Origin of the sequence: Burkholderia sp. M6-3 (assembly GCF_050858985.1) — a bacterium.
Taxonomy (GTDB): domain Bacteria; phylum Pseudomonadota; class Gammaproteobacteria; order Burkholderiales; family Burkholderiaceae; genus Paraburkholderia; species Paraburkholderia caledonica.
This window is the reverse complement of sequence record NZ_CP110090.1, coordinates 2,910,081-2,930,410: the sequence shown is the minus strand read 5'-3', so window position 1 is coordinate 2,930,410 and position 20,330 is coordinate 2,910,081. Positions and strand designations below refer to the sequence as shown.

17 protein-coding genes are annotated in these 20,330 nt (G+C 64.4%); 8 read left to right on the top strand and 9 right to left on the bottom strand.

The features are described 5' to 3' along the window. The gene (gene rsgA / locus OH764_RS12580; protein ID WP_498847025.1) at nt 1–1,020 is read right to left on the bottom strand and encodes a ribosome small subunit-dependent GTPase A; all 1,020 of its coding nucleotides are present in this window, start codon (nt 1,018–1,020) and stop codon (nt 1–3) included. Next, the gene (locus tag OH764_RS12575) at nt 1,017–2,276 is read right to left on the bottom strand and encodes a M48 family metallopeptidase (RefSeq protein WP_498847024.1); all 1,260 of its coding nucleotides are present in this window, start codon (nt 2,274–2,276) and stop codon (nt 1,017–1,019) included. The genes rsgA and OH764_RS12575 overlap by 4 nt, the downstream gene beginning before the upstream one ends. A 144-nt stretch (nt 2,277–2,420) precedes the next feature. Between OH764_RS12575 and orn the strand changes: the two genes are divergently transcribed. After that, nucleotides 2,421–3,032: an oligoribonuclease gene (gene orn, locus OH764_RS12570; protein ID WP_498847023.1), complete on the top strand. Its 612-nt coding sequence runs from the start codon at nt 2,421–2,423 to the stop codon at nt 3,030–3,032. 1 nt (nt 3,033) lies between these two features. Here the strand turns inward: orn and mog are convergent, their stop codons facing one another. Together mog and yjgA are read right to left on the bottom strand one after the other, a co-directional pair. Continuing rightward, nucleotides 3,034–3,678 (bottom strand): molybdopterin adenylyltransferase, encoded by a 645-nt coding sequence (mog, locus tag OH764_RS12565; RefSeq protein WP_498847022.1) that lies wholly within the window; start codon nt 3,676–3,678, stop codon nt 3,034–3,036. Then, the gene (gene yjgA, locus OH764_RS12560) at nt 3,659–4,270 is read right to left on the bottom strand and encodes a ribosome biogenesis factor YjgA (protein ID WP_088173629.1); all 612 of its coding nucleotides are present in this window, start codon (nt 4,268–4,270) and stop codon (nt 3,659–3,661) included. Before yjgA ends, mog begins: the two co-directional genes overlap by 20 nt. A gap of 256 nt (nt 4,271–4,526) precedes the next feature. On the opposite strand from yjgA, the gene pmbA reads away from it, so the two are divergent. Continuing rightward, nucleotides 4,527–5,897: a metalloprotease PmbA gene (gene pmbA, locus OH764_RS12555; protein WP_020069344.1), complete on the top strand. Its 1,371-nt coding sequence runs from the start codon at nt 4,527–4,529 to the stop codon at nt 5,895–5,897. A gap of 124 nt (nt 5,898–6,021) precedes the next feature. On the opposite strand, the gene OH764_RS12550 is transcribed toward pmbA, so the two are convergent. Beyond that, nucleotides 6,022–6,522, bottom strand: a complete 501-nt coding sequence (locus OH764_RS12550) for a dihydrofolate reductase (RefSeq protein ID WP_498847021.1) — start codon at nt 6,520–6,522, stop codon at nt 6,022–6,024. Between the two features lie 696 nt (nt 6,523–7,218). Here OH764_RS12550 and OH764_RS12545 point away from each other — a divergent pair. Both OH764_RS12545 and OH764_RS12540 read left to right on the top strand, forming a co-directional pair. Then, nucleotides 7,219–8,613, top strand: coding sequence for a sigma-54 dependent transcriptional regulator (locus OH764_RS12545; RefSeq protein WP_020069346.1), 1,395 nt, complete (start codon nt 7,219–7,221; stop codon nt 8,611–8,613). A 232-nt stretch (nt 8,614–8,845) separates the two neighbouring features. Further along, the gene (locus OH764_RS12540) at nt 8,846–9,817 is read left to right on the top strand and encodes a thymidylate synthase (protein ID WP_214877451.1); all 972 of its coding nucleotides are present in this window, start codon (nt 8,846–8,848) and stop codon (nt 9,815–9,817) included. An 87-nt stretch (nt 9,818–9,904) separates the two neighbouring features. Here the strand turns inward: OH764_RS12540 and OH764_RS12535 are convergent, their stop codons facing one another. Both OH764_RS12535 and OH764_RS12530 read right to left on the bottom strand, forming a co-directional pair. Then, nucleotides 9,905–12,454, bottom strand: a complete 2,550-nt coding sequence (locus OH764_RS12535; protein WP_498847020.1) for a DUF6600 domain-containing protein — start codon at nt 12,452–12,454, stop codon at nt 9,905–9,907. A gap of 151 nt (nt 12,455–12,605) precedes the next feature. Beyond that, complete coding sequence (locus tag OH764_RS12530) at nt 12,606–13,319, bottom strand: ArsR/SmtB family transcription factor (protein WP_498847019.1); 714 nt, start codon at nt 13,317–13,319, stop codon at nt 12,606–12,608. 177 nt (nt 13,320–13,496) lie between these two features. Here OH764_RS12530 and OH764_RS12525 point away from each other — a divergent pair, with 177 nt between their 5' ends. The 4 genes from OH764_RS12525 (at nt 13,497) to OH764_RS12510 (ending at nt 16,947) form a co-directional block, all read left to right on the top strand. After that, nucleotides 13,497–13,640: a hypothetical protein gene (locus tag OH764_RS12525; RefSeq protein WP_498847018.1), complete on the top strand. Its 144-nt coding sequence runs from the start codon at nt 13,497–13,499 to the stop codon at nt 13,638–13,640. 220 nt (nt 13,641–13,860) lie between these two features. Beyond that, nucleotides 13,861–15,168, top strand: a complete 1,308-nt coding sequence (locus OH764_RS12520) for an MFS transporter (RefSeq protein ID WP_498847017.1) — start codon at nt 13,861–13,863, stop codon at nt 15,166–15,168. Next, nucleotides 15,168–16,328, top strand: coding sequence for a GlxA family transcriptional regulator (locus OH764_RS12515; RefSeq protein WP_498847016.1), 1,161 nt, complete (start codon nt 15,168–15,170; stop codon nt 16,326–16,328). The genes OH764_RS12520 and OH764_RS12515 overlap by 1 nt, the downstream gene beginning before the upstream one ends. 112 nt (nt 16,329–16,440) lie before the next feature. Then, nucleotides 16,441–16,947 (top strand): acyl-CoA thioesterase, encoded by a 507-nt coding sequence (locus OH764_RS12510; RefSeq protein WP_020069353.1) that lies wholly within the window; start codon nt 16,441–16,443, stop codon nt 16,945–16,947. 175 nt (nt 16,948–17,122) lie between these two features. On the opposite strand, the gene fumC is transcribed toward OH764_RS12510, so the two are convergent. Together fumC and OH764_RS12500 are read right to left on the bottom strand one after the other, a co-directional pair. Further along, the gene (fumC, locus tag OH764_RS12505) at nt 17,123–18,523 is read right to left on the bottom strand and encodes a class II fumarate hydratase (RefSeq protein WP_498847015.1); all 1,401 of its coding nucleotides are present in this window, start codon (nt 18,521–18,523) and stop codon (nt 17,123–17,125) included. A 15-nt stretch (nt 18,524–18,538) separates the two neighbouring features. Further along, on the bottom strand, nt 18,539–20,188 hold the full coding sequence (locus OH764_RS12500) for a phospholipase D family protein (RefSeq protein ID WP_498847014.1): 1,650 nt from the start codon (nt 20,186–20,188) through the stop codon (nt 18,539–18,541). Between the last annotated feature and the right edge of the window lie 142 nt (nt 20,189–20,330).

Below are 20,330 nucleotides of genomic sequence, written 5' to 3'. Positions count from 1 at the left end.
TCAGCGAACGACTTGACTGGCTTCGTGCACGAGTTGCGCGTACAGCGCATGTCGTTCGCGGCGGATACGGCCATCAGCAACCGCCTCGAGGATTGCGCAGCCCGGCTCTTGCAGGTGATGGCAGTTGTAGAACCGGCAATTGGGCAAGAGCGGCCGGAACTCCGGAAACGCGCGTTCGAGCCGGCCTTCGGTCAAATGATGCAGGCCGAATTCCTGGAAGCCCGGCGAGTCGATCAGTGCGCCGCCTTCGCCATCCACGCTGCGAGTGTCGTGCACGATGTCCGTGGTGTCCGCTGTGTACGCTATGTCCGTTTTGTCATTACGGGCGAAGTTCGGCAACGGATAGAGACGCGTGAACGTCGTCGTATGGCGGCCGCTGTTCAACGCCGTCGAGATCTCGCGCGTGGCGACTTCGGCGTCCGGAATCAGCAGATTCACGAGCGTGGACTTGCCCATGCCGGACTGGCCGAGCAACAGCGTCGAATGGCCGCGCAAGTGTTCGATCAACGCGGTGCGAGCGGCCTCGGGTTGGGCCTTGATCGACACTTCCACGACCGTGTAGCCGAGCGCGCGATACGGCTCCAGCCGTTTGCGAGCGCCTTCGAGCGCATCGGTCACGTCGATCTTGTTCAGCACGATCAACGGCTTCAGTTCGTTAGCTTCCGCTGCGACGAGCGCCCGGCCGAGCAGGTCTTCGCTGAAATGCGGCTCTGTCGCGAGCACGATCAGCAACTGGTCGAGATTCGCGGCGAACAACTTCGACTTGTACTGATCCGAACGATAGAGCAGATTGCGCCGCTCGCCGATTTCGACGATCACGCCCTGGTCGGCGGAAGTGGGCTCGTAGATCACGCGGTCGCCTACTGCGACTTCGCTGCGCTTGCCGCGTGGGAAGCATTGGAGCATCGGGCCGCCGTCTTCGGGCGCGACCAGATAATGGCGGCCATGCGCGGCCACCACGAGGCCGCCTACGCGCGTGCTGGACGGCGCGCGCGGCGCTTTCTGAGGGCGGCCGCTCATGCGTGGCGCAACAGTCGGTCGATCCGCTGCGACGCAGGCGGATGCGAGTAATAGAACGCGGTGTAGAGCGGATCGGGCGTCAGCGTGGACGCATTGTCTTCATACAGCTTGACGAGGGCGTTGACGAGGTCTTGCGCGTGAGTTTGCGTGGCGGCGAATGCATCGGCCTCGAACTCATGCTTGCGCGACGTGAGACTGCCGAGCGGCGTCACGAAGAACACGAACACAGGCAGTGCAAGGAAGAACAGCACGAGCGCGAGTCCGCTATTACCGCCGACTAGCGACGGCCGCACGCCCAGCCCTTCGTAAAACCACACGCACTGCGTGAGCCAGCCGAGCAAGGCGAGCATGACGAGGCTGAGCGCGAACGTGACCAGCATCCGCTTGATCACGTGACGGCGCTTGAAGTGGCCGAGTTCGTGCGCGAGCACGGCTTCAATCTCGCTGCCCGACAGGCGCGCAAGCAGCGTGTCGAAGAACACGATCCGCTTGGCTGCGCCGAAGCCGGTGAAATACGCGTTGCCGTGCGCGGAGCGGCGGCTGCCGTCCATCACGAAGAGCCCTTTGGCCGCGAAGCCGCAGCGTTTCATCAGCGCCTCGATGCGGCTTTTCAGCGCTTCGTCCTTGAGCGGTTCGAATTTGTTGAAAAGCGGTGCGATAAACGACGGGTACAGCACTAGCACGAGCATCTGGAAGGCGACCCAGACGATCCATGTCCACAGCCACCAGAAGCTGCCCGCCTGGTTCATCAGCCACAGTACGACAAACAGCAACGGCAGACCGAACGCGGCGCCGAGCAACACGCCCTTCAACCGGTCGACGATAAAAATGCGCTTGCTCATCCGGTTGAAGCCGAAGCGTTGCTCGATGACGAACTGCCGGAAGTAATCGAACGGCAGGTCGATCGCGCTGGTAATCGCGATCACGGCCGCGACCAGTGCGATCTGCCCGACGTAGCCGCGGCCGAGCCAGTCCGTAATCGCCAGATCGAGTGCCTGCACGCCGCCGAGCAGTGTCAGGCCGATCAGTACGGCGGCGCCGACGACGATCTCGATCATCGTGAGACGCGTGCGCTCGACGGTGTAGTCGGCGGCGCGCTGGTGCGCACTCAGCGCGATAGTGCCGGCAAACTGGCTCGGTACCTGCTCGCGATGGCTGGCGACGAAGCGGATCTGCCGCGACGCGAGCCAGAGTTTGGTGCCGACCATCGCCACGACGGCGACGACGAACAGAACGGTGAAGTACAGGGTAGGCATCCGTGGATTCCGTGGTATCTATGCGAGAATTATATGTTTCTTCCCGCGTCGCAGCGGGGACATGCTCAAACCATCTCAAACGACCAACCGCCGCCGCAACGGGGCTTCCCGCAAGCTTCCTGCCCGGCCATCAGGACTGCCTTCATGACCGACACTCCCGAATCCGCGCAACGGCTGCCACTCGTGCGCAGCGACATGAATCTCATCTGGCTGGACATGGAAATGACCGGACTCGACCCGGATTCGGACCGCATCATCGAAATTGCGGTGGTGGTGACGAATTCGACACTCGACAGAATGGTCGAGGGGCCGGTTCTGGCGATTCATCAGAGCGACGAGACGCTCGCCAGGATGGACCAGTGGAATCAGAACACACACGGCCGGTCGGGACTGATCGACCGCGTGAAGGCATCTACGGTGAGCGAAGCCGATGCCACTGAACAGATTCGCAATTTTCTCAGCACACATGTGCCACCCGGCAAGTCGCCGATGTGCGGGAACTCGATCTGCCAGGACCGCCGCTTCATGGCGCGCTGGATGCCGGACCTGGAAAGCTTCTTCCACTACCGCAATCTCGACGTCAGCACGCTCAAGGAGCTGTGCCGACGCTGGCAGCCGGCAATCTACAAAGGTTTTCAGAAGCGTGCGCTGCACACGGCGCTCGCCGACATTCACGAGTCGATCGATGAACTGAAGTACTACCGGGAGCACTTCCTGATTCCGCCGACGCCGGACGCGTCCCTCAACGCGGAATAAGCTAAGCCTGCCGAGGGGCGCGCACCGCGCTCTTCGGCCGGAACGCCTTCACCACTTCCGCACTGGTCTCCACATACGGCCCACCGATCAGATCGATGCAGTAGGGGACCGCCGCAAAGATGCCGGGCACTTTCACCGTGCCGTCGGCGTCGCGCAGGCCTTCCAGCGTTTCCTTGATCGACTTCGGCTGACCCGGCAGGTTGATGATCAGCGCCGCGTGATCCGCCGTCTCGCGGATCACCGCGACCTGGCGCGACAGGATTGCGGTCGGCACGAACTTCAGGCTGATCTGCCGCATCTGTTCGCCGAATCCCGGCATCTCCTTCGTCGCGACCGCGAGCGTGGCTTCAGGCGTCACGTCGCGCCGCGACGGGCCCGTGCCGCCGGTAGTCAGCACGAGATCGCAGCCGACTTCGTCGACGAGTTCCGTGAGCGTTGCCGAGATGGTCGGCGCGTCGTCCTGAATGAGGCGCGTGACCACTTGCCACGGCGAACTCAATGCGGCGCCCAGCCACTCCTGCAACGCCGGAATGCCTTTGTCTTCGTAGACGCCGGTGGATGCGCGATCGCTGATCGACACGAGGCCGATCAGGATCTCGTCGGGGTGATTGCGCTTCAGCTTGGTGTCAGGCGTCGCGGTCGTCATCGTCGTCTTCCAGGGCGTCGTCGGCATCGGAATCGCTCGCTGCCGCAGGTCCGTCCGCGTTCTTGATCCACTGGAACAACTCGCGGAAGTAACGCGGCGGCTTGTTCTGCTCGGCTTCCTTGCGGGCGTTGCGGATCAGCGTGCGGCCTTGCTGCGGATCGGCGTTCGGATGCTGGCGGATGAAATCGGTCAGCGCGGCGTCGTCGGCGAGCAGTTTTTCGCGAGTGCGCTCGATCCAGTGCAGTTTGGCCGTTTCCGCCTTGTTGACACCGTTGTAAGTGTCGAGCGCGGTGCGCAGCGCGGCGGTTTCCTCGTCCAGCAACGAGCGCATCACGCGCCCGACGTACTGCACCTGACGGCGCTTGCCTTCGTGATCCGTAATGCGGCGAGCCTCGCGCACGGCGTCGTCGAGCTTTTCTGGCATCGGCATGCGCTTGAGCGCGTCTTTGGGCAGCGCGATCAGCGCCGAGCCGAGTTCCTGCAGCTCGTGCATTTCGCGCTTGAGCTGCGACTTGCTCGGACGGTCGTAACCGTTTTCGTCGACTTCCGGCTCGGCGGATTCGATGGGTTGAATGCGGGTTTTGCGTGTCATGTCGATATTGTAGCGTGCCAGGCCCGACGAACCGGCTGCGCCGCCGTGCATGGCGACCGACATCGCCGGAAGCGAGCAGCGAATGCCAGGTGCTGCAGCGCTTAGCTTGATATGATCGCGGGATGCGTTAGTGCGCTCGAACGCACGGCAAACGCAGACTGGCGCGCATACGAGCAGCGCATATGAGGCGCACTGAACAGCGCGGCATGTGCGAACACCCAAGGGCCGTTCGGCCCCGAACAGGACGGCAACGACAATGGCAGCAGACATGGACGTCAAGCAGCGCTTTTTTCCGCATACCCAGGATGAACTGAAGGAAATCGCCTCGGACATTCTTCGTCACGCGAAGTCGCTCGGCGGTACCGACGCGGCAACCGAAATTTCCGAAGGCGACGGCCTGTCCGTCTCCGTGCGGCGCGGCGAAGTCGAGACGATCGAACATAACCGCGACAAGATGGTCGGCGTGACCGTGTTCATCGGCAACAAGCGCGGCAACGCGAGTACTTCCGACTTCTCGTCACAAGCGCTAAAGGACACGGTCGCGGCCGCGTACAACATCGCCCGCTTCACGGCGGAAGACGATTGTGCGGGTCTCGCCGAGGCAGAGTTGCTCGAAACCGAGCCGCGCGACCTCGATCTCTACCATCCGTGGAATCTGTCCGCCGACGAGGCCGTGGAAATCGCCCGTCGCGCGGAGGACGCCGCGTTCGCCACCGATCCGCAAATCAAGAACTCGGAAGGCGCGAGCGTGTCGGCGCAGCACTCGCAGTTCGTGCTTGCGACGTCGCGCGGTTTCCTCGCCGGCTATCCGTACTCTCGTCACTACATCGCCTGCGCGCCGATTGCCGGCAGCGGCCGCAACATGCAGCGCGACGACTGGTACACGTCTACGCGTAGCGCGGAGCAACTGGCCGACCCCGAAGCGGTCGGTCGTTACGCGGCGCAGCGCGCGCTTGCGCGCATCGGCGCGCGTGGCCTCGACACGCGCAAGGTGCCGGTGCTGTTCGAAGCACCGCTCGCCGCGGGTCTGCTCGGTGCGTTCGTCCAGGCTACGAGCGGCGGCGCGCTGTATCGCAAGACGTCGTTTCTCGTCGATAGTCTTGGCAAGCCGGTGTTTGCGCCGCACGTGCAGATCGTCGAAGATCCGCACGTGCCGCGCGCCATGGGCAGCGCGCCGTTCGACGAAGAAGGCGTGCGCACGCGGCAGCGTTCGGTGGTGAAAGACGGCGTCGTGGAAGGCTATTTCCTCTCGACCTATTCGGCGCGCAAGCTGGGCATGCAGACTACCGGCAACGCGGGCGGCTCGCACAACCTGTCGCTGCTCAGTTCGAACACGCGTGCGGAAGACGACTTCGAAGAAATGCTGAGGAAGCTCGGTACAGGGCTGCTGCTGACCGAACTGATGGGCCAGGGTGTCAACTACGTGACGGGCGACTATTCGCGCGGCGCGTCCGGCTTCTGGGTCGAGAACGGCAAGATCCAGTACCCGGTCGAGGAGATCACCGTCGCAAGCACCTTGCAGGAGATGTTCCGCCATGTCGTAGCGATCGGCGCGGACACGATCACTCGGGGCACCAAGCAGACCGGCTCGGTGCTGATCGAGCGGATGACGATCGCCGGACAATAAGCGGTTTCCCAGCGTTGTAGCGGCACAGACGAAAACGCCACGCAAGTTTGCGTGGCGTTCTGCTTTTCGGCGTGCTTCGTTCCGCTTTTGTCAGCGCGCTTCACTGCGCTCGGGGCGCCTCACGTCACCGGCTTTTGCGCTTGTATGTGACGAACGCGTAGTCGAAATCGTTCGGTGCATGCGCGCGATGCGTTTCGTGTGCAACTTCTTCCCACTCGTTTGGATCGACCGCCGGGAACGTCGCGTCGCCGTCGAAATCAGCCGAAATTTCCGTGACGATCAGCTTGTCTGCGAGACGCAGCCCTTCCACATACAACTGGGCACCGCCGATCAGAAACGCTTCCGGCGCCTGGTCCTGCGCGGCGAGCTTGAGTGCTTCGTCGAGCGTGGTGGCCGCGTCGCAACCCTGGAAGCGCCGGCCTACATCGCGAGTCACGACAATGTTGCGGCGTCCCGGCAACGGCCTGCCGATCGACTCATGCGTTTTGCGGCCCATGATGATGGGCGCGCCCATGGTGGTCCGCTTGAAAAACGCGAGGTCTTCGGGAAGTCGCCAGGGCAACTGGTTGTCGCGGCCGATCACGCCATTATTGGCGCGAGCAACGATCAGGGTGAGCGTCGTCATCGAATGGAAGAGGGAACATAACCTGCCTGATTCTACCTGACGCACACGCTCCGGCCGCCGCTCTGGCGGGGTCCATCGAGCGGCAACGTCCATTGGCACCGGCCGAAAAATGCGGCGCACACTGCGACATCGCTGAATCCGCGCGCAATAAAACCCCTTGAGTGGTGTGAGACTATGTATACATAGCGATTGGCGAACATCTCGGACCGCTCGCAAACCATTGGTGCATTGGTGAACAACGTTCCCGTCACCAATCAGATAAAGTAGTGGCACAGGAAACTATGCGGGTTGAACCCGCCAGAAGAAAATACCTATTAGATACTGATTGAAACGGTATGATCTACCTGCGTTCCTATGTATGAGAAAAGCGCTTCCACATTTCGTAATTCGTAAGTTGATTACTTATTTATCGGCGTGGACGCCTTGCTGGGCAAGGGCGGGCGGATTAAATTCGCATAATTGTTTTCCAAGCCGCGCGCGTATAGTAAGCTCTCGGAAAGAGCTTCAATTTTAAAAAAAGCCCGCTAACGGGCCGTCTCAAACACACACGCCGCTTTCTGGGGATCAGCTGTCCGCACGGAATGGAATGGCCGTTCGGTTTTTGCTATTTGCGAATCCCGAATGTGTCAGCGTGTCTGAATTGCGGTTCAGGTGCGTGCATCATCCTTAACGTTCGTTGACGAGAGGATCTGAATAATGGAACCCGCAACGCGGCAACTGATTTACGTTTCGCGAGAGCCAAGCGCGGAACTGAACACCCGCTTCCACCAGCGTGGCTGGAATGTTGAAGTGGTGGGATCGGCGCGCGACGCGCGCCGGGCCGTACGCGCCGGTTCGGCAGCGGGTGGCCTGCTCGATTTATCGAGCCATTTCCAGCCGCATGAAATTGCAGCATTCGAATCCTGCCTGACCATGCCGAACGTCGGCTGGGTCGCCGCGACCATGCCTGGGCAACTCCAGGACGCAGCGCTGCGCCGTCTGGTACGCGACTATTGTTTCGACTATGTGACCGTCCCCTACTCCGGCGACCGGATCGTCGATTCCGTCGGTCACGCGTACGGCATGATCTCGCTCGGCGAACCCGCTTCGAACGATGCATCGCAGGGCGCCGAAGGCGAAATGGTCGGGTCGTGCGACGCAATGTTGGCGCTGTTCCGCTCCATCCGCAAAGTCGCGATGACTGACGCGCCCGTCTTTATCTCGGGCGAGTCAGGAACGGGAAAAGAACTGACGGCCGTTGCGATTCACGAACGCTCGGCGCGACGCAACGCGCCGTTCGTACCGATCAACTGCGGCGCGATTCCGCCGCACCTGCTGCAGTCCGAACTGTTCGGCTATGAACGCGGCGCGTTTACCGGTGCGAATCAGCGCAAGATCGGCCGCGTGGAAGCGGCCAACGGCGGCACGCTTTTCCTCGACGAAATCGGCGATCTGCCGCTCGAAAGTCAGGCGAGCCTGCTGCGTTTCCTTCAGGAGCGCAAAGTCGAGCGGCTGGGCGGCCATAGCGCGATCGACGTCGACGTGCGGATTATTTCCGCAACGCACGTGGATATGACGGCTGCCATGATCGAAGGACGTTTCCGCTCGGACCTGTATCACCGCCTGTGCGTGCTGCAAATCGACGAACCGCCGCTGCGCGCGCGCGGCAAAGACATCGAGCTGCTCGCGCGCCACATGCTGGAGCGTTTCAAGAAAGACGCGAGCCGGCGCCTGCGCGGTTTCGCACCCGACGCAATCGCCGCTTTGCACAACTACGGCTGGCCGGGCAACGTGCGTGAGCTCATCAACCGTGTGCGTCGTGCGATTGTGATGTCCGAAGGGCGCGCGATCACGGCGCGCGATCTCGAACTCGCCGAGTATGTGGAGATCGTGCCGGTGTCGCTCGCTCAGGCGCGCGAAGCGGCCGAGCGCCAGGCGATCGAGCTTGCACTGTTGCGTCATCGTGGACGTCTCGGCGACGCGGCCCAGGAACTCGGTATCTCGCGTGTCACGCTGTACCGGCTGCTGTGCTCGCACGGCATGCGTCATATGGAAAGCGAGCCGCTGGCGTCCCCGCACGGCACGTTGCCCGCATCGGTGCCGCATCTCTGAGATGCGGCCGCACGCAACGGTTGTGAGCTGGCCGCTCCGCAGCGGCCTGTAGACCGGACGGGCCGCGACGCGTGGGCCTCGCCGTGGTTTCGCGCGGGGTTCGTCGCATCAGGCCGCCTTCCTTCCATAGTCTCTCGCAAGCGGTCGGCGCCCGCCGGCCGCGCTTGGTAAAATCGGGTTTTCCGCTCAATCTCGCGGCGCACCGCTTCCGGACCGCGTCGAAGGAACCCGCATGAAACAATACCTGGACCTCGTCCGCACGATTCTCGACACTGGCACGTGGCAGGAGAATCGCACCGGCATCCGTACCATCAGCATGCCGGGCGCCATGTTGCGCTTCGATCTTCAGCAGGGTTTCCCGGCGGTCACGACGAAAAAGCTGGCATTCAAGTCGGCCGTGGGCGAACTGGTCGGTTTCCTGCGCGCGTCGCGCAGCGCCGCTGATTTTCGCGACCTCGGCTGCAAGGTGTGGGACGCGAACGCCAACCAGAATCCGCAATGGCTTGCCAATCCGTATCGCGAGGGCCCCGACGATCTGGGCGACGTGTACGGCGTTCAGTGGCGGCAATGGCCGGCCTACAAGGTGCTCGACGCCAGTGCGACCGCGCAGCTTGCGGATGCGACCGCGCGCGGTTTCCAGGTGATCACTGAATTCGACGAGAACGGCAGCCGCAAGGTGCTGCTGTACAAGGCGATCGATCAATTGCGTCAATGCCTCGACACCATCATGCAGAATCCGTCGGACCGGCGGATCCTGTTTCATGCCTGGAATCCTGCGGTTCTGGATCAGATCGCCTTGCCGGCTTGCCATCTGCTCTACCAGTTCCTGCCGAACGTGGCGAAGCGCGAAATCTCGTTGTGCCTATACATCCGCAGCAACGATGTCGGGCTCGGCACGCCGTTCAATCTGACCGAAGGCGCCGCTCTGCTGCATCTGGTGGGACGCTTGACGGGCTACACGCCGCGGTGGTTCACGTACTTCATCGGCGACGCGCACATCTACGAGAACCAGCTGGACATGCTGAAGCAGCAGCTCACGCGCGAGCCCTATGAAAGCCCCAAGCTCGTCATTTCCGAGCGCGTGCCGGACTACGCGAAGACTCATGTGTACGAACCGGAATGGCTCGAGAAGATCGAGCCTTCGGATTTCTCGCTGGTCGGCTACCGGCATCACGAGCCCCTCACGGCGCCCATGGCTGTCTGACGCGCCTGACCAAAAAAGCCTCCGCGATGCGAATCGCGGAGGCTTTTTGTTTTGTGCCGACGACAGACTGCTTGTGGGGAAAGGCGCTTAGCCCTTGTGATGCTCGTCGTGGCCACCGGACGAGCGCTGCTCACCGTGCTGCTGCGGCTCAGGACGCGGCTGCTGCGCCTGCTGAGCTTGCGGTTGCGGACGCGGCTCAGGGCGCGGCTGCTGCACTTGCTGCGGATGAAACTCCTGACGCGGCGCCTGCTGAGCTTGCGGTTGCGGACGCGGTTCAGGACGCGGCGGCTGCACTTGCTGCGGATGTAACTCCTGACGCGGCGCCTGCTGAGCTTGTGGTTGCGGACGCGGTTCAAGACGCGGCTGCTGTTGGACCTGCGGCCGCTCGACCGCTTCGGCGTGCTGCGCGGGCTGCCGTTGATCTTGCGCCGCATGCGGCTGTTGCCCGATCGCCGGATTTCCCACGGCGTGCGGCACCTCGCGTGACTGCATCGCTGGGTTCCGCTGACCTCCTGGCTGCTGCGACCACTCCGGCCTTGGCGTCTGCGCCTCTTCACCGCCTCGCTGGCGACCCTGCTGCGCTTGCTGGGCCATAGGCATATGCGGCTGCGTCCACGCCGGCTGCTGACGCCCATCCGCGGCACCTGACTGGCCCTGCTGCTGAGCCGGTTGTCGAGCCGGTTGCGCTGCCACTCCCCGCTGTTGTGCGACGCCCGGGTTGCCGCCGTTCGCCTGCGGTGGCCGCGGCACGCCGTTCGGCGGGGCACCTGCTGCGCCAACCTGCTGCCCGTTCCACCGCAAGGGCATGCCGGGACGCTCCGGCTGTGCGCCCGCGCGCCCCGGCTGAACTGCGACAGGCGCGTCACCCGGCCGGCGCCCAGCCTGCGGCACGTTCTTCTGCGGCTGGCCCGTGGCGCCCGGCGCGGCCTGTCCTCCCGGTCCCGGCTGAAGAACTGGTGCTCCCGGCGCCGCCCCCGGCATTCGTCCCGGAAGATGCGACTGGACGACCCGCACGTTCTGCACCGGCAACGCACCGGGCCCACCCGACATGTGCGCCGGGACCGACGTCCGAACGATCGGCTGCCCGGCGCCCGGCACGCGTCCACCGCTTTGCGCGAAACGCTGCGCGAGGCCATCGCGGTAGGCGGGCGGCATCGACGGACTACGCGTCGCGACGACTGGACGCGTCATCACCGCCGCCGGCGGCCGGTAATTCGCGTTGCGCAGACCAGGCCCGTAACTCTCGCGCACCGGCGCGATGCCCGGGGCGCCCGGGTTGATCCGCGCATTGCGCCACTGCGCGGGATCGACCTTCTGCGCGAAGCGCCCCACGGGCTGTCCATGCACGAAAGCCGTCGCCGGAACCGCCGTCACAGCGCGCGGCGCCCGGTAGTTGACGTACGTGTTGTGGATGTTGGTGATATTGCGGTTGTAGTTGTTGATGACCGTCGTCTGATTGACGCGTTCGTAGTAGCGCGGGCTCCAGTGATCGTGGTCGCCCCAGTGCGGATGCCACCGTTCGCCCGGCCCGAGTGGGAACCACGCGACGCCCGCGGCCACCGCACCGCCAATCGCCAGGTTCACGCCCCAGTCGACGCCGCCGCCTCCGCCATCGCCGCCGACGAAAGCCACCAGCGCTGGCGCATAGACCGGCGGCGCGCTGACCACGACCGGCCCCGGCACCCATGCCCAGGAGTCGTCGACGTAGGCCCAGCGGCCGTAGTGATACGGCGCGAAGCCCCACGGTGCGTCGTCGACCCAGGTCCAGCCCCAAGGCGCCTGCCATACCCAATGTCCGTCGTGGTAAGGCGCCCAGCCGGCGGGCGTCGCGCGCGGCACCCATACCTCGCCGTATTGCGGGCTGCTGCGCCACGTACCGTTGGCATCCAGATCCTGATAACCGGGGATTTCACGCGACACATAGCGCGCCGATACCGAGCGGTTTTCGGCAGCGTCGCGGCTCGTGGCCCATTGGTCGAAGCCGTCGGGGCCGGGCGCGCCATTGTCGGCGAGCGTTTGCAAAGAAGTGCCGGCAAAGCGGATCTGCTGGCCGGCCGCGATCGGCACCTGTGCGCCGTCGCCGTAAATCGTCGCATTGCCGTTGCGAACGGTGACGGTGGTGCTGCTGCCGTCCGGCGCGACATCGACGCGGTAGTCGCCCGGACCGTTCAAGCCGAGCGCGAGATTCGGCGTGTCGATTTCATACGACGACCCCGGCGGCAGTTCCCGCACATGCGCCGACAACGTCCCTTGCGCAACCTTCAACTGCGCGCTGTTGTCGTCGAGACCGAGGATATCCAGGCTTGTCGACTGGCCGAGACGCACGGCGGTCGAACCAATATGCAGCTCGGAACGCGCGTTCTGATCGTTCCACAACTGGTCGCCGGTGGTGAGCGGCCGGTTGATCTGCGCGTACGACCAGTCGGCAGCGCCGGCGGGCTCGGTGGTCACGGTTCCGGCCATGTAGTTCAGCCGCGCAACGCGCCCGGGCGGATCGCTGTCCGCAGCGACGCCCTGCGGCGCCGGCGCGGCTTGCTGCGCGAGCGCGGCCTGCGCGGCGAACAGGAAGGCGGCCGCGGCGATCAGTGAGTAGCCGATGGTGCGACGGGTTGACGATGGTGAGGGCGTGGTTCTCATGATTGTTCTCCGACGGACGATGCACGTGCAGCATCCGTGAACCACTGTACCCGCGCCGTTTGTTTCAAGACGCCCACTTTTGTAAAGCCTCGCGGCGACTGGTAACAAAAGGTCTCTATCAGGTTGCGTCGGGCTCCGAGCCCGCCGTCACTCACTCGGCCAGGAAGGCGTCGAAATACCGGTGTCCGGCGGGCGTGATGCGCAAGATCCGTGGCCGTTCGGTGCGTTCGACCCAGCCGTGGGCGGCCCACGAGTCGAGCAGCGCCGCCCCGAGCGCGCCACCGAGGTGCGGGCGACGTTCGCTCCAGTCCGGGCACGTGCATGCAAAGCGGCGCCGGCGGCTGCGCTGCGCCGACAGGTCGATGCCCCAGTCGGAGAAGCGGGCGGCGCCCTCCGGTGTGGCTTCGAGCGACGCACCGTTCAAAGCGAGCAGTCCTCGTCCGACGAGCCGCTCGAACACGCGTACGGACAACTCACCGGCCATATGGTCGTAGCAGGTGCGTGCGTAGCGCATGTCGGTCGGCACCGTGCGCACCGGGCGCGGCACCGGACGCTGCGGCGCGCTGACTTGCGCGACGTTGGCGAGCGCTTCGATGGACGCCGCGATGTCGGCCGACGCAATGCGGAAATAGCGATGCCGGCCGCGCACCTCGAGCGCGAGCAGGCCTCCCTCGGTCAGGCGCGCGAGATGAGCGCTGGCCGCCGATGGCGACAGTCCCGCGATCATCGTCAGTTCGCCGGCGGGGCGGGCGCTGCCGTCCATCAACACCCACAGCATGGCTGCGCGGCCGGGATCGGCGAGCAGCGCGCCAATGCGGCTCAGGCCGGGAAAATGATTGTGTTCGTCTGCGAGGCTGGCGGGCATGACGCGTCTCCGTGTTCTGTCGGTCTCCGATGCGCGGGGCGCAACGTACGATGCAGCCACTTTACCTGGCAAATGCATTCGATGTTTCAGCGTGGCGTGAACGGTGGATTGCAACCTGGCGCATGCGCCTGGAGCGCCAGGCTAGAATCGACGCCTGTCTTTGCAGGAAACGCAGTCATGAAAACAGTTCTGGCCGTCGTCGTTTGCATTGTCGTGCTGGGCGCCTGTGCTGAGGGCGGCTCCGGCTCGGCATCGGGCGCAGGTACCGGCAGCGTCACCATGTACGGCACGATCGACGAAGGCATCACCTTCCATAAATAAAGGCGTCATCCGCCTCAGTGCCCCTTTCGGCAAGCAGCGAATTGGCAGAAACTGATACATCGTTGTCATTGCTGCCACGCGCAGTCATGTGACGATGTGGTTTTCGACAAGTGAGTACTCGCCGGCTCAGCTCAGTCAGGCCAGTCGGGCGCCTTAAGGCATGACGGCGAGTGAGGGCCGCTCGGGCCACATCGACCACCTTCGCCGCCGGGACCGATCCATGCCGCCTGCCGCACCAGCTTCGTCTTCTCGATCCGCCGCCGCTTCAACTGCCGGGTCCGCCGCCGGCTCCGCTTCCCCCGCAGTTTCCGCGGACCTGCGCGGCTCCGGCCCGCATGGACGTCGCGACGCGCGTGTGCTGGCTGTTTGCCAGGCGTTGTACACCTCGTCAGTGTCGATCGATCTCACGCTGACCGGCCTCGTTGGCTACACGCTCGCCGACGACAAGGCGCTCGCCACGCTGCCTTTTTCGCTGATCACGGTGGCTGCGGCGCTTACGACGATCTTCGCGTCGTTTCTGATGGGGCGCATCGGCCGTCGCGCGGGTTTCGTGCTGGGCGCGAGCGTCGGCGCGCTGGGCGGCGCTGTGTCGGTGTGGGCGATCTTTCATCACGACTTCTGGGCGTTTTGCGCGGGGACCGCGACGGTCGGCGTATTCCAGGCGTTTGCGCAGTACTACCGGCTCGCCGCCGCCGACGCCGTCCATCTCGAAGCCAAGAGCCGCGCAATTTCGACGGTTCTTACGGGCGGCGTGGTCGCGGCCGTCTGCGGGCCACTTCTCGCCGCGTGGAGCAAAGACTGGCTCGCGCCGGTGACGTTCGCGGGCTCTTACGCGCTCGTCACCGGACTCGCGCTCGCGTCGATTGTCCTGTTGATGCTGCTTTATCGCGACATGGCGCCTGCGCCGGCCGTGGTAAGTACCCACGACGTCGCACGGCCGCTCGGGGAGATCGTGCGGCAGCCGATCTTCGCCGCGGCGCTCGCGAACAACGCGCTCGGCTATGCCGTAATGATGTTCGTCATGACCGCCACGCCGATCGCGGCGGTCGCGTGCGGGCACAGCATCGGCGACGGCGCGTCGATCATCCAGTGGCATCTGGTCGGCATGTTTGCGCCGTCTCTGTTTTCCGCCCGGCTCATCAAGCGTTTCGGCGTGCTGCCGGTGATCGGCGCGGGCATTGCGCTCTCGTCACTATGCGGTGTCTTCGCATTGCGTTCGACCGATCTGCCGCACTTCTACGCCGCGCTTGCGTGTCTCGGCGTGGGCTGGAATTTCATGTTCGTGGGCGGCTCCACGCTGCTCGCGCAGTCGTACAGGCCGTCGGAACGCGCGAAGACGCAGGCCACCAGCGAATTCACGACGTTCGCGTTCTCCGCGCTCGGTTCGCTATTCGCAGGGCAATTACTGGCGCGCTTCGGCTGGGCGACGATCAACGCAGCGATCTTTCCGCTGCTTGCCGCAGCGGCGCTCGCCACGCTCGCCTATGCGCGGTCGTCCAGACGGCGCGCGGCGGGAGGGGGCGCGTGATGAGCGTGCGTCATATCGTATTTGCGGTCGCACCCGATCTGGTCTTGCTCGATGCGTGCGGCCCGCTGGAAGCCTTCTGGCGCGCCGAACTGACGATGGCCGCTGCGCAGGGCGCGGGCGATGGCGGTGTGCGGGCGCCGATGCAGGCGAACCCGGCCGCACATCCGCTCACGCCTACGGATGCGTCCGCACCGGCATGCAAACGCCCGGTCGCCTATCGCACGACGGTCGCTTCCATCGACGGTGGCGTCTTGCAGACTTTTCCGGGCCTGCCGGTCGTGACTGAATGCCTCGATTCACTTGACGCTGAGCCGATCGACACGCTGATCGTCCCCGGCGTTCCGGTCGATCAGCATTGCACGCTGCAGCCGGAACTCGTCGCGTGGATCAGGCGCAATGCGCCGCGCGCACGGCGCGTGTGCTCGGTATGCACGGGCGCGTTCTATCTGGCGGCGGCCGGTCTGCTGGACGGCCGCCGCGCGACCACACACTGGCGCGATGCGCCGCATCTCGCGCGCCGCTTTCCCAATGTTCATGTCGATGCCGATCCGATCTTTATCCGCGACGCGGGCCCGGACCGAGCACCAGGTGGAGGCGAACGCGTGGTCTGGACGTCGGCGGGTGTGACGGCTGGCATCGATCTGGCGCTTGCACTGATCGAAGAAGACGTCGGCCACGCCGTTGCGATGCAAGCCGCGCGGCGCCTCGTCGTCTTCATGAAGCGGCCCGGCGGGCAGTCGCAATTCAGCGCGGCGCTCGCGGCACAGGCGTCGGCGGGAGGGCCGTTCGAGGCCTTGCATAGCTGGATGGTTGACCATTTGCGCGAGGACCTCACGGTCGAGCGACTCGCCGAACACGCGCGGATGACGCCGCGGACCTTCGCACGCCGCTACGTCGACGAGGTCGGGCGCACGCCGGCGAAAACCGTCTCCGCATTGCGCCTCGAAGCGGCTTCGCAGGCACTGGCCGAATCGCGCCGGCCGCTGAAGCGCATCGCGCTCGATTGCGGTTTCGGCAGCGAGCAGCACCTGCGGCGCGCGTTCGTGCGGCGCTTCGGCGTTCTCCCACTCGAGTATCGTGAACGGTTCATGTCCGCGACCGCGCCTGCGTCGGCGAACCATCGCGAGGCGCCCGCCCGCGCAGGCGACGACGTGCGCTGAACGGCTGCGCGCAACGACGTCGCGCGTATTTCCGCCCGATAAGTGGCCACGCTGTCAATATTGCGCTCGTATAATCGCCTCCTTTCAATGCATCCGATTGACCGGAGTCAAGATGAGTAGCCATCTCTCAGCGCCGCTGGAACGTTCCGAAACCACGTTCCGCTTTCTCGCCGAACCCAGCTCGGTCAACTTCGGCGGCAAGGTGCACGGCGGCGCGCTGATGAAGTGGATCGACGAAACCGCGTATGCGTGCGCGGCGGTGTGGTCGGGGCGTTATTGCGTGACGGTGAGCGTCGGCAATATCCGTTTCCGTCGACCGATTCTGGTGGGCAACCTCGTCGAATTGCGCGCGCGCGTGGTGGCGACAGGGCGCACCAGCATGCACATCCATGTGTCGGTGCAGGCTGGCGACCCGAAGGGCGGGGAGTTGCTGCAAACCACGGATTGTCTCGTCGTGATGGTCGCGGTCAATGAAAACGGACACCCGGTGCAGGTGCCGTCGTTCGTGCCGGAAACCGACGAGCAGAAGCGCCTCGCGAAGTACGCGATGGACGTGAAGGAAGCGCTCGACGCGATCGTCGAGCTGAAGCCGGAAGAAGTGGCGCAGGGCAAGGTTTGAACGACGCTTGCGGGCGTTCACTCGGGCGCCGGCAAAACTTCAGGCGGCGATCCTTTGCCGCTTAAGCGCCCCGTTTTCCCGTCCACGCTAGTCTGAATAAAACCCGCATCGAATCAGACCGGGCGACTCACCGCGAGTCGCCCGGCGCGTCAAGTTGGGAGCGGGCAGGCGCCAATCAAGGCGCCGAATGGCCCACCATATCGCCCGGCCGCACCCATTCGTCGAACTGTTGCTCAGTGACATACCCGAGCGCGAGCGCCGCGGCCTTCAGCGTGGTGCCCTCCTTGTGCGCCTTCTTCGCGATCTGCGCGGCCTTGTCATAGCCGATGTGCGGATTCAGCGCCGTCACGAGCATCAGCGATTCGTTAAGCAGTGCGTCGATCCGCTCGCGATTGGGCTCGATGCCGACTGCGCAGTTGTCGTTGAAACTCAGAGCGCCGTCGCTGAGCAGGCGGATGGACTGCAGCACGTTGTGCGCGATCATGGGCCGGAACACGTTCAACTCGAAGTTGCCGCTCGCCCCGCCGATGTTCACCGCGACGTCATTGCCGAACACTTGCGCGCACAGCATCGTCAAGGCTTCGGACTGCGTGGGATTGACCTTGCCCGGCATGATCGAGCTGCCCGGTTCGTTCTCCGGAATCGACAGTTCGCCCAGGCCGCAGCGCGGACCGCTCGCGAGCCAGCGGATGTCGTTGGCGATCTTGTTCAGGCTTGCGGCCACCGTTTTCAGCGCGCCGTGCGCGAAAACGAGCGCATCGGCTGCGGCCATCACCTCGAATTTGTTGGGCGCGGAAACGAACGGCACGCCGGTGAGCTGCGCGATTGCAGCCGCGACCTTGCCGGCGAACTGCGGATGCGCATTCAAACCGGTGCCGACAGCCGTGCCGCCCTGCGCGAGCTCGTACAGATGCGGCAACGTTGATTCAACGTGGCGGATGCCATGGTCGAGCTGCGCGACATAGCCCGAGAACTCCTGACCGAGCGTGAGCGGCGTTGCGTCCTGCAAGTGCGTGCGGCCGATCTTGACGATGCCGGCGAACGCCTTCGCCTTGCCGTCCAGCGTGTCGCGCAACGTCTTGAGGGCAGGCAGTAGATGCTTGACGATGCCATACGCGGCGGCCACGTGCATGGCCGTCGGGAAGACGTCGTTCGACGACTGGCCGCGATTCACGTCGTCGTTCGGATGCACTTTGCGCGCTTCACCGCGCTCGCCGCCGAGCAGTTCGCTCGCGCGATTCGCGATCACTTCATTCAGATTCATGTTGGTTTGCGTACCGGAGCCGGTTTGCCAGACCGCGAGCGGGAACTCTTCCGGATGCTTGCCTGCGATGATCTCGTCGGCCGCCTGCATGATCGCGTGCGCCTTCGTCTCGTCCAGCACGCCGAGGCCCAGGTTCACCTCGGCGGCGGCGCGCTTGATCACGGCCAGCGCGGTGATCAGTTCAGGCGATTGCTTCTCGGTGGAAATGCGGAAATTCTGCAGCGAGCGCTGCGTCTGCGCGCCCCACAAATGAGCGTTCGGCACGGCGATTTCACCGAACGTGTCGCGCTCCATTCGTACGTCTTCAGTCATGGTTGAGCTCCGCTTTTAAAGTTCTGCGTTGACCGGCAATAGGGAGAATAGCCCCGTTAGCGCGTTCCGGTATAACCCTGCCTGCGGGTCGAAAATGTAGGTGCGGCGCGTGCCGTCTTCGACATCGGTCCACACGAGCGGTGACAGCGGCGCGCCGATCGAACGAAGATAGGCGAGTTGCGCGTCGTCGGCGAGCGTCACGCGGTAGCTCCGCTCGGGCGCCGTGGCCGTGGCGAAAATGTCGGCGACCTGCGCAGCCAGTTCCGGGTTGTGGATCACGAGTGCGAGTTCGGTATTCAGATGCGCCGAGCGCGGATCGAGGTTCATCGAGCCGATCACCAGAATCCGGCGGTCGATCACATAAGTCTTCGCATGCAGACTGGCACGCGAACGCGACCCGGCGATTCCCGCCGTGGGCGTATCCTGGCGCGGCTTGAACTCGTATAACTCGACGCCCTGTTGCAGCAGCGGCACGCGAAACGGACTGTAGCCCGCTTGCACCGCGACCGCGTCGGTGGCGGCGAGCGAATTCGTCAGGATCGCTACGCGCACGCCCCGGTGCGTGAGTGCGCCGAGCGCCGTCACGCCGGCCTCGTGCGGAACGAAGTAGGGCGACACGACGAGGAAATCCTTGTGCGCATCCTTCATGAGTTCGCCGAGCCGCTTCATCGGTGGACTGACGTAGTCGGGCGACGGGCTCTCGATTTTCTCCGGCTGATCCGCCTTGAACTCCGCTTGTGCCCAGGTCAGGCCGAGTTGCTTGCCCGCAATCTGCGTGGCGAGCGGCGTCGCGTTCAGGGGTTTCGCGTTGTATGGATCGGCGTTGGTGCGCCAGTGCTTGCGTAGGTCGTCGCGCGTCTGATCGAGTTCCTCGCGATCGAATTTCTGCTTGTTCAGCACGCCGAGCGGATAGGCGACGCTGCTGTTCCAGTAGTCGTCGAAGCTCGCCGAGACATCGGCGGTGATCGGGCCGGCGGCGAGCACGTCGATGTCGCGAAACTGCAGGACTTCGCTCGCGCTGAAGTATTCGTCGCCGAGGTTGCGGCCGCCGACAATCGCCAACTGGTTGTCTGCGATCATCGCCTTGTTGTGCATGCGGCGCGTGAAGTGGCCGATCTGCGTGAAGACATTCGTGGTGCGCTCGAACACACCCTCACGCGCGCTGCCGAACGGGTTGAAGACGCGAATCTCGATGTTGTTGTGCGAGTTGAGCCCCGCCATGATGCGGTCGATGTCCTTGAAGTTCAGGTCGTCGACCAGCATGCGCACGCGCACGCCGTGATCCGCCGCGTACAGCGCCGCGCCGAGCAGCAGCTTGCCGGTGGTGTCCTCGTTCGCGATGTAGTACTGCATGTCGAGCGTTTTCGTCGCCGCGCGGGCGAGCGCGATGCGCATCTGCAGTGCGTCCGTGCCGCTCGAGAGCACACGAAAACCCGATTCCCCCGGATGAGCGGCTTCGAGCGGTTCAAGCGCCGCGCGAAGCGGCGTGTTTTCGCTCGGCGCCAACGCGTGAGTGACGGGGCGGTCGAATGCGGTGGCGGGAGGTTTGGTTGCGCACGCAGTCAGAAATGCCGATGTGCAGCACAGCAAGAAAAAATGTCTGGCGGAGCGGATTGCGCGCTTGCGTTGCGTCGCGGTCTGCTTTTGTTCTATATGCCACTGCACGCTTTTTCCCCTTGTTGTTCAGGCTTTTCGTAACGGCAGCGCAGATGTTGCACTCGCGCTGCCGAGAAATCCATTCTAAGGGGAATCGCGCCGCCGGACTGTGCACCGCGGCACGCCGGCGGCGCGCGGGACCGCGATGAGC

Bases quoted from the DNA above. Each gene is read 5' to 3' on its own strand.
- orn (WP_498847023.1), top strand. From the start codon at position 2,421: ATGACCGACACTCCCGAATCCGCGCAACGGCTGCCACTCGTGCGCAGC.
- pmbA (WP_020069344.1), top strand. From the start codon at position 4,527: ATGGCAGCAGACATGGACGTCAAGCAGCGCTTTTTTCCGCATACCCAG.
- OH764_RS12530 (WP_498847019.1), bottom strand. From the start codon at position 13,319: ATGCCCGCCAGCCTCGCAGACGAACACAATCATTTTCCCGGCCTGAGC.
- OH764_RS12550 (WP_498847021.1), bottom strand. From the start codon at position 6,522: ATGACGACGCTCACCCTGATCGTTGCTCGCGCCAATAATGGCGTGATC.
- rsgA (WP_498847025.1), bottom strand. From the start codon at position 1,020: ATGAGCGGCCGCCCTCAGAAAGCGCCGCGCGCGCCGTCCAGCACGCGC.
- fumC (WP_498847015.1), bottom strand. From the start codon at position 18,523: ATGACTGAAGACGTACGAATGGAGCGCGACACGTTCGGTGAAATCGCC.
- OH764_RS12520 (WP_498847017.1), top strand. From the start codon at position 13,861: ATGCCGCCTGCCGCACCAGCTTCGTCTTCTCGATCCGCCGCCGCTTCA.
- mog (WP_498847022.1), bottom strand. From the start codon at position 3,678: ATGACGACCGCGACGCCTGACACCAAGCTGAAGCGCAATCACCCCGAC.
- OH764_RS12510 (WP_020069353.1), top strand. From the start codon at position 16,441: ATGAGTAGCCATCTCTCAGCGCCGCTGGAACGTTCCGAAACCACGTTC.
- OH764_RS12545 (WP_020069346.1), top strand. From the start codon at position 7,219: ATGGAACCCGCAACGCGGCAACTGATTTACGTTTCGCGAGAGCCAAGC.
- OH764_RS12535 (WP_498847020.1), bottom strand. From the start codon at position 12,454: ATGAGAACCACGCCCTCACCATCGTCAACCCGTCGCACCATCGGCTAC.
- OH764_RS12540 (WP_214877451.1), top strand. From the start codon at position 8,846: ATGAAACAATACCTGGACCTCGTCCGCACGATTCTCGACACTGGCACG.
- OH764_RS12575 (WP_498847024.1), bottom strand. From the start codon at position 2,276: ATGCCTACCCTGTACTTCACCGTTCTGTTCGTCGTCGCCGTCGTGGCG.
- OH764_RS12525 (WP_498847018.1), top strand. From the start codon at position 13,497: ATGAAAACAGTTCTGGCCGTCGTCGTTTGCATTGTCGTGCTGGGCGCC.
- yjgA (WP_088173629.1), bottom strand. From the start codon at position 4,270: ATGACACGCAAAACCCGCATTCAACCCATCGAATCCGCCGAGCCGGAA.
- OH764_RS12515 (WP_498847016.1), top strand. From the start codon at position 15,168: ATGAGCGTGCGTCATATCGTATTTGCGGTCGCACCCGATCTGGTCTTG.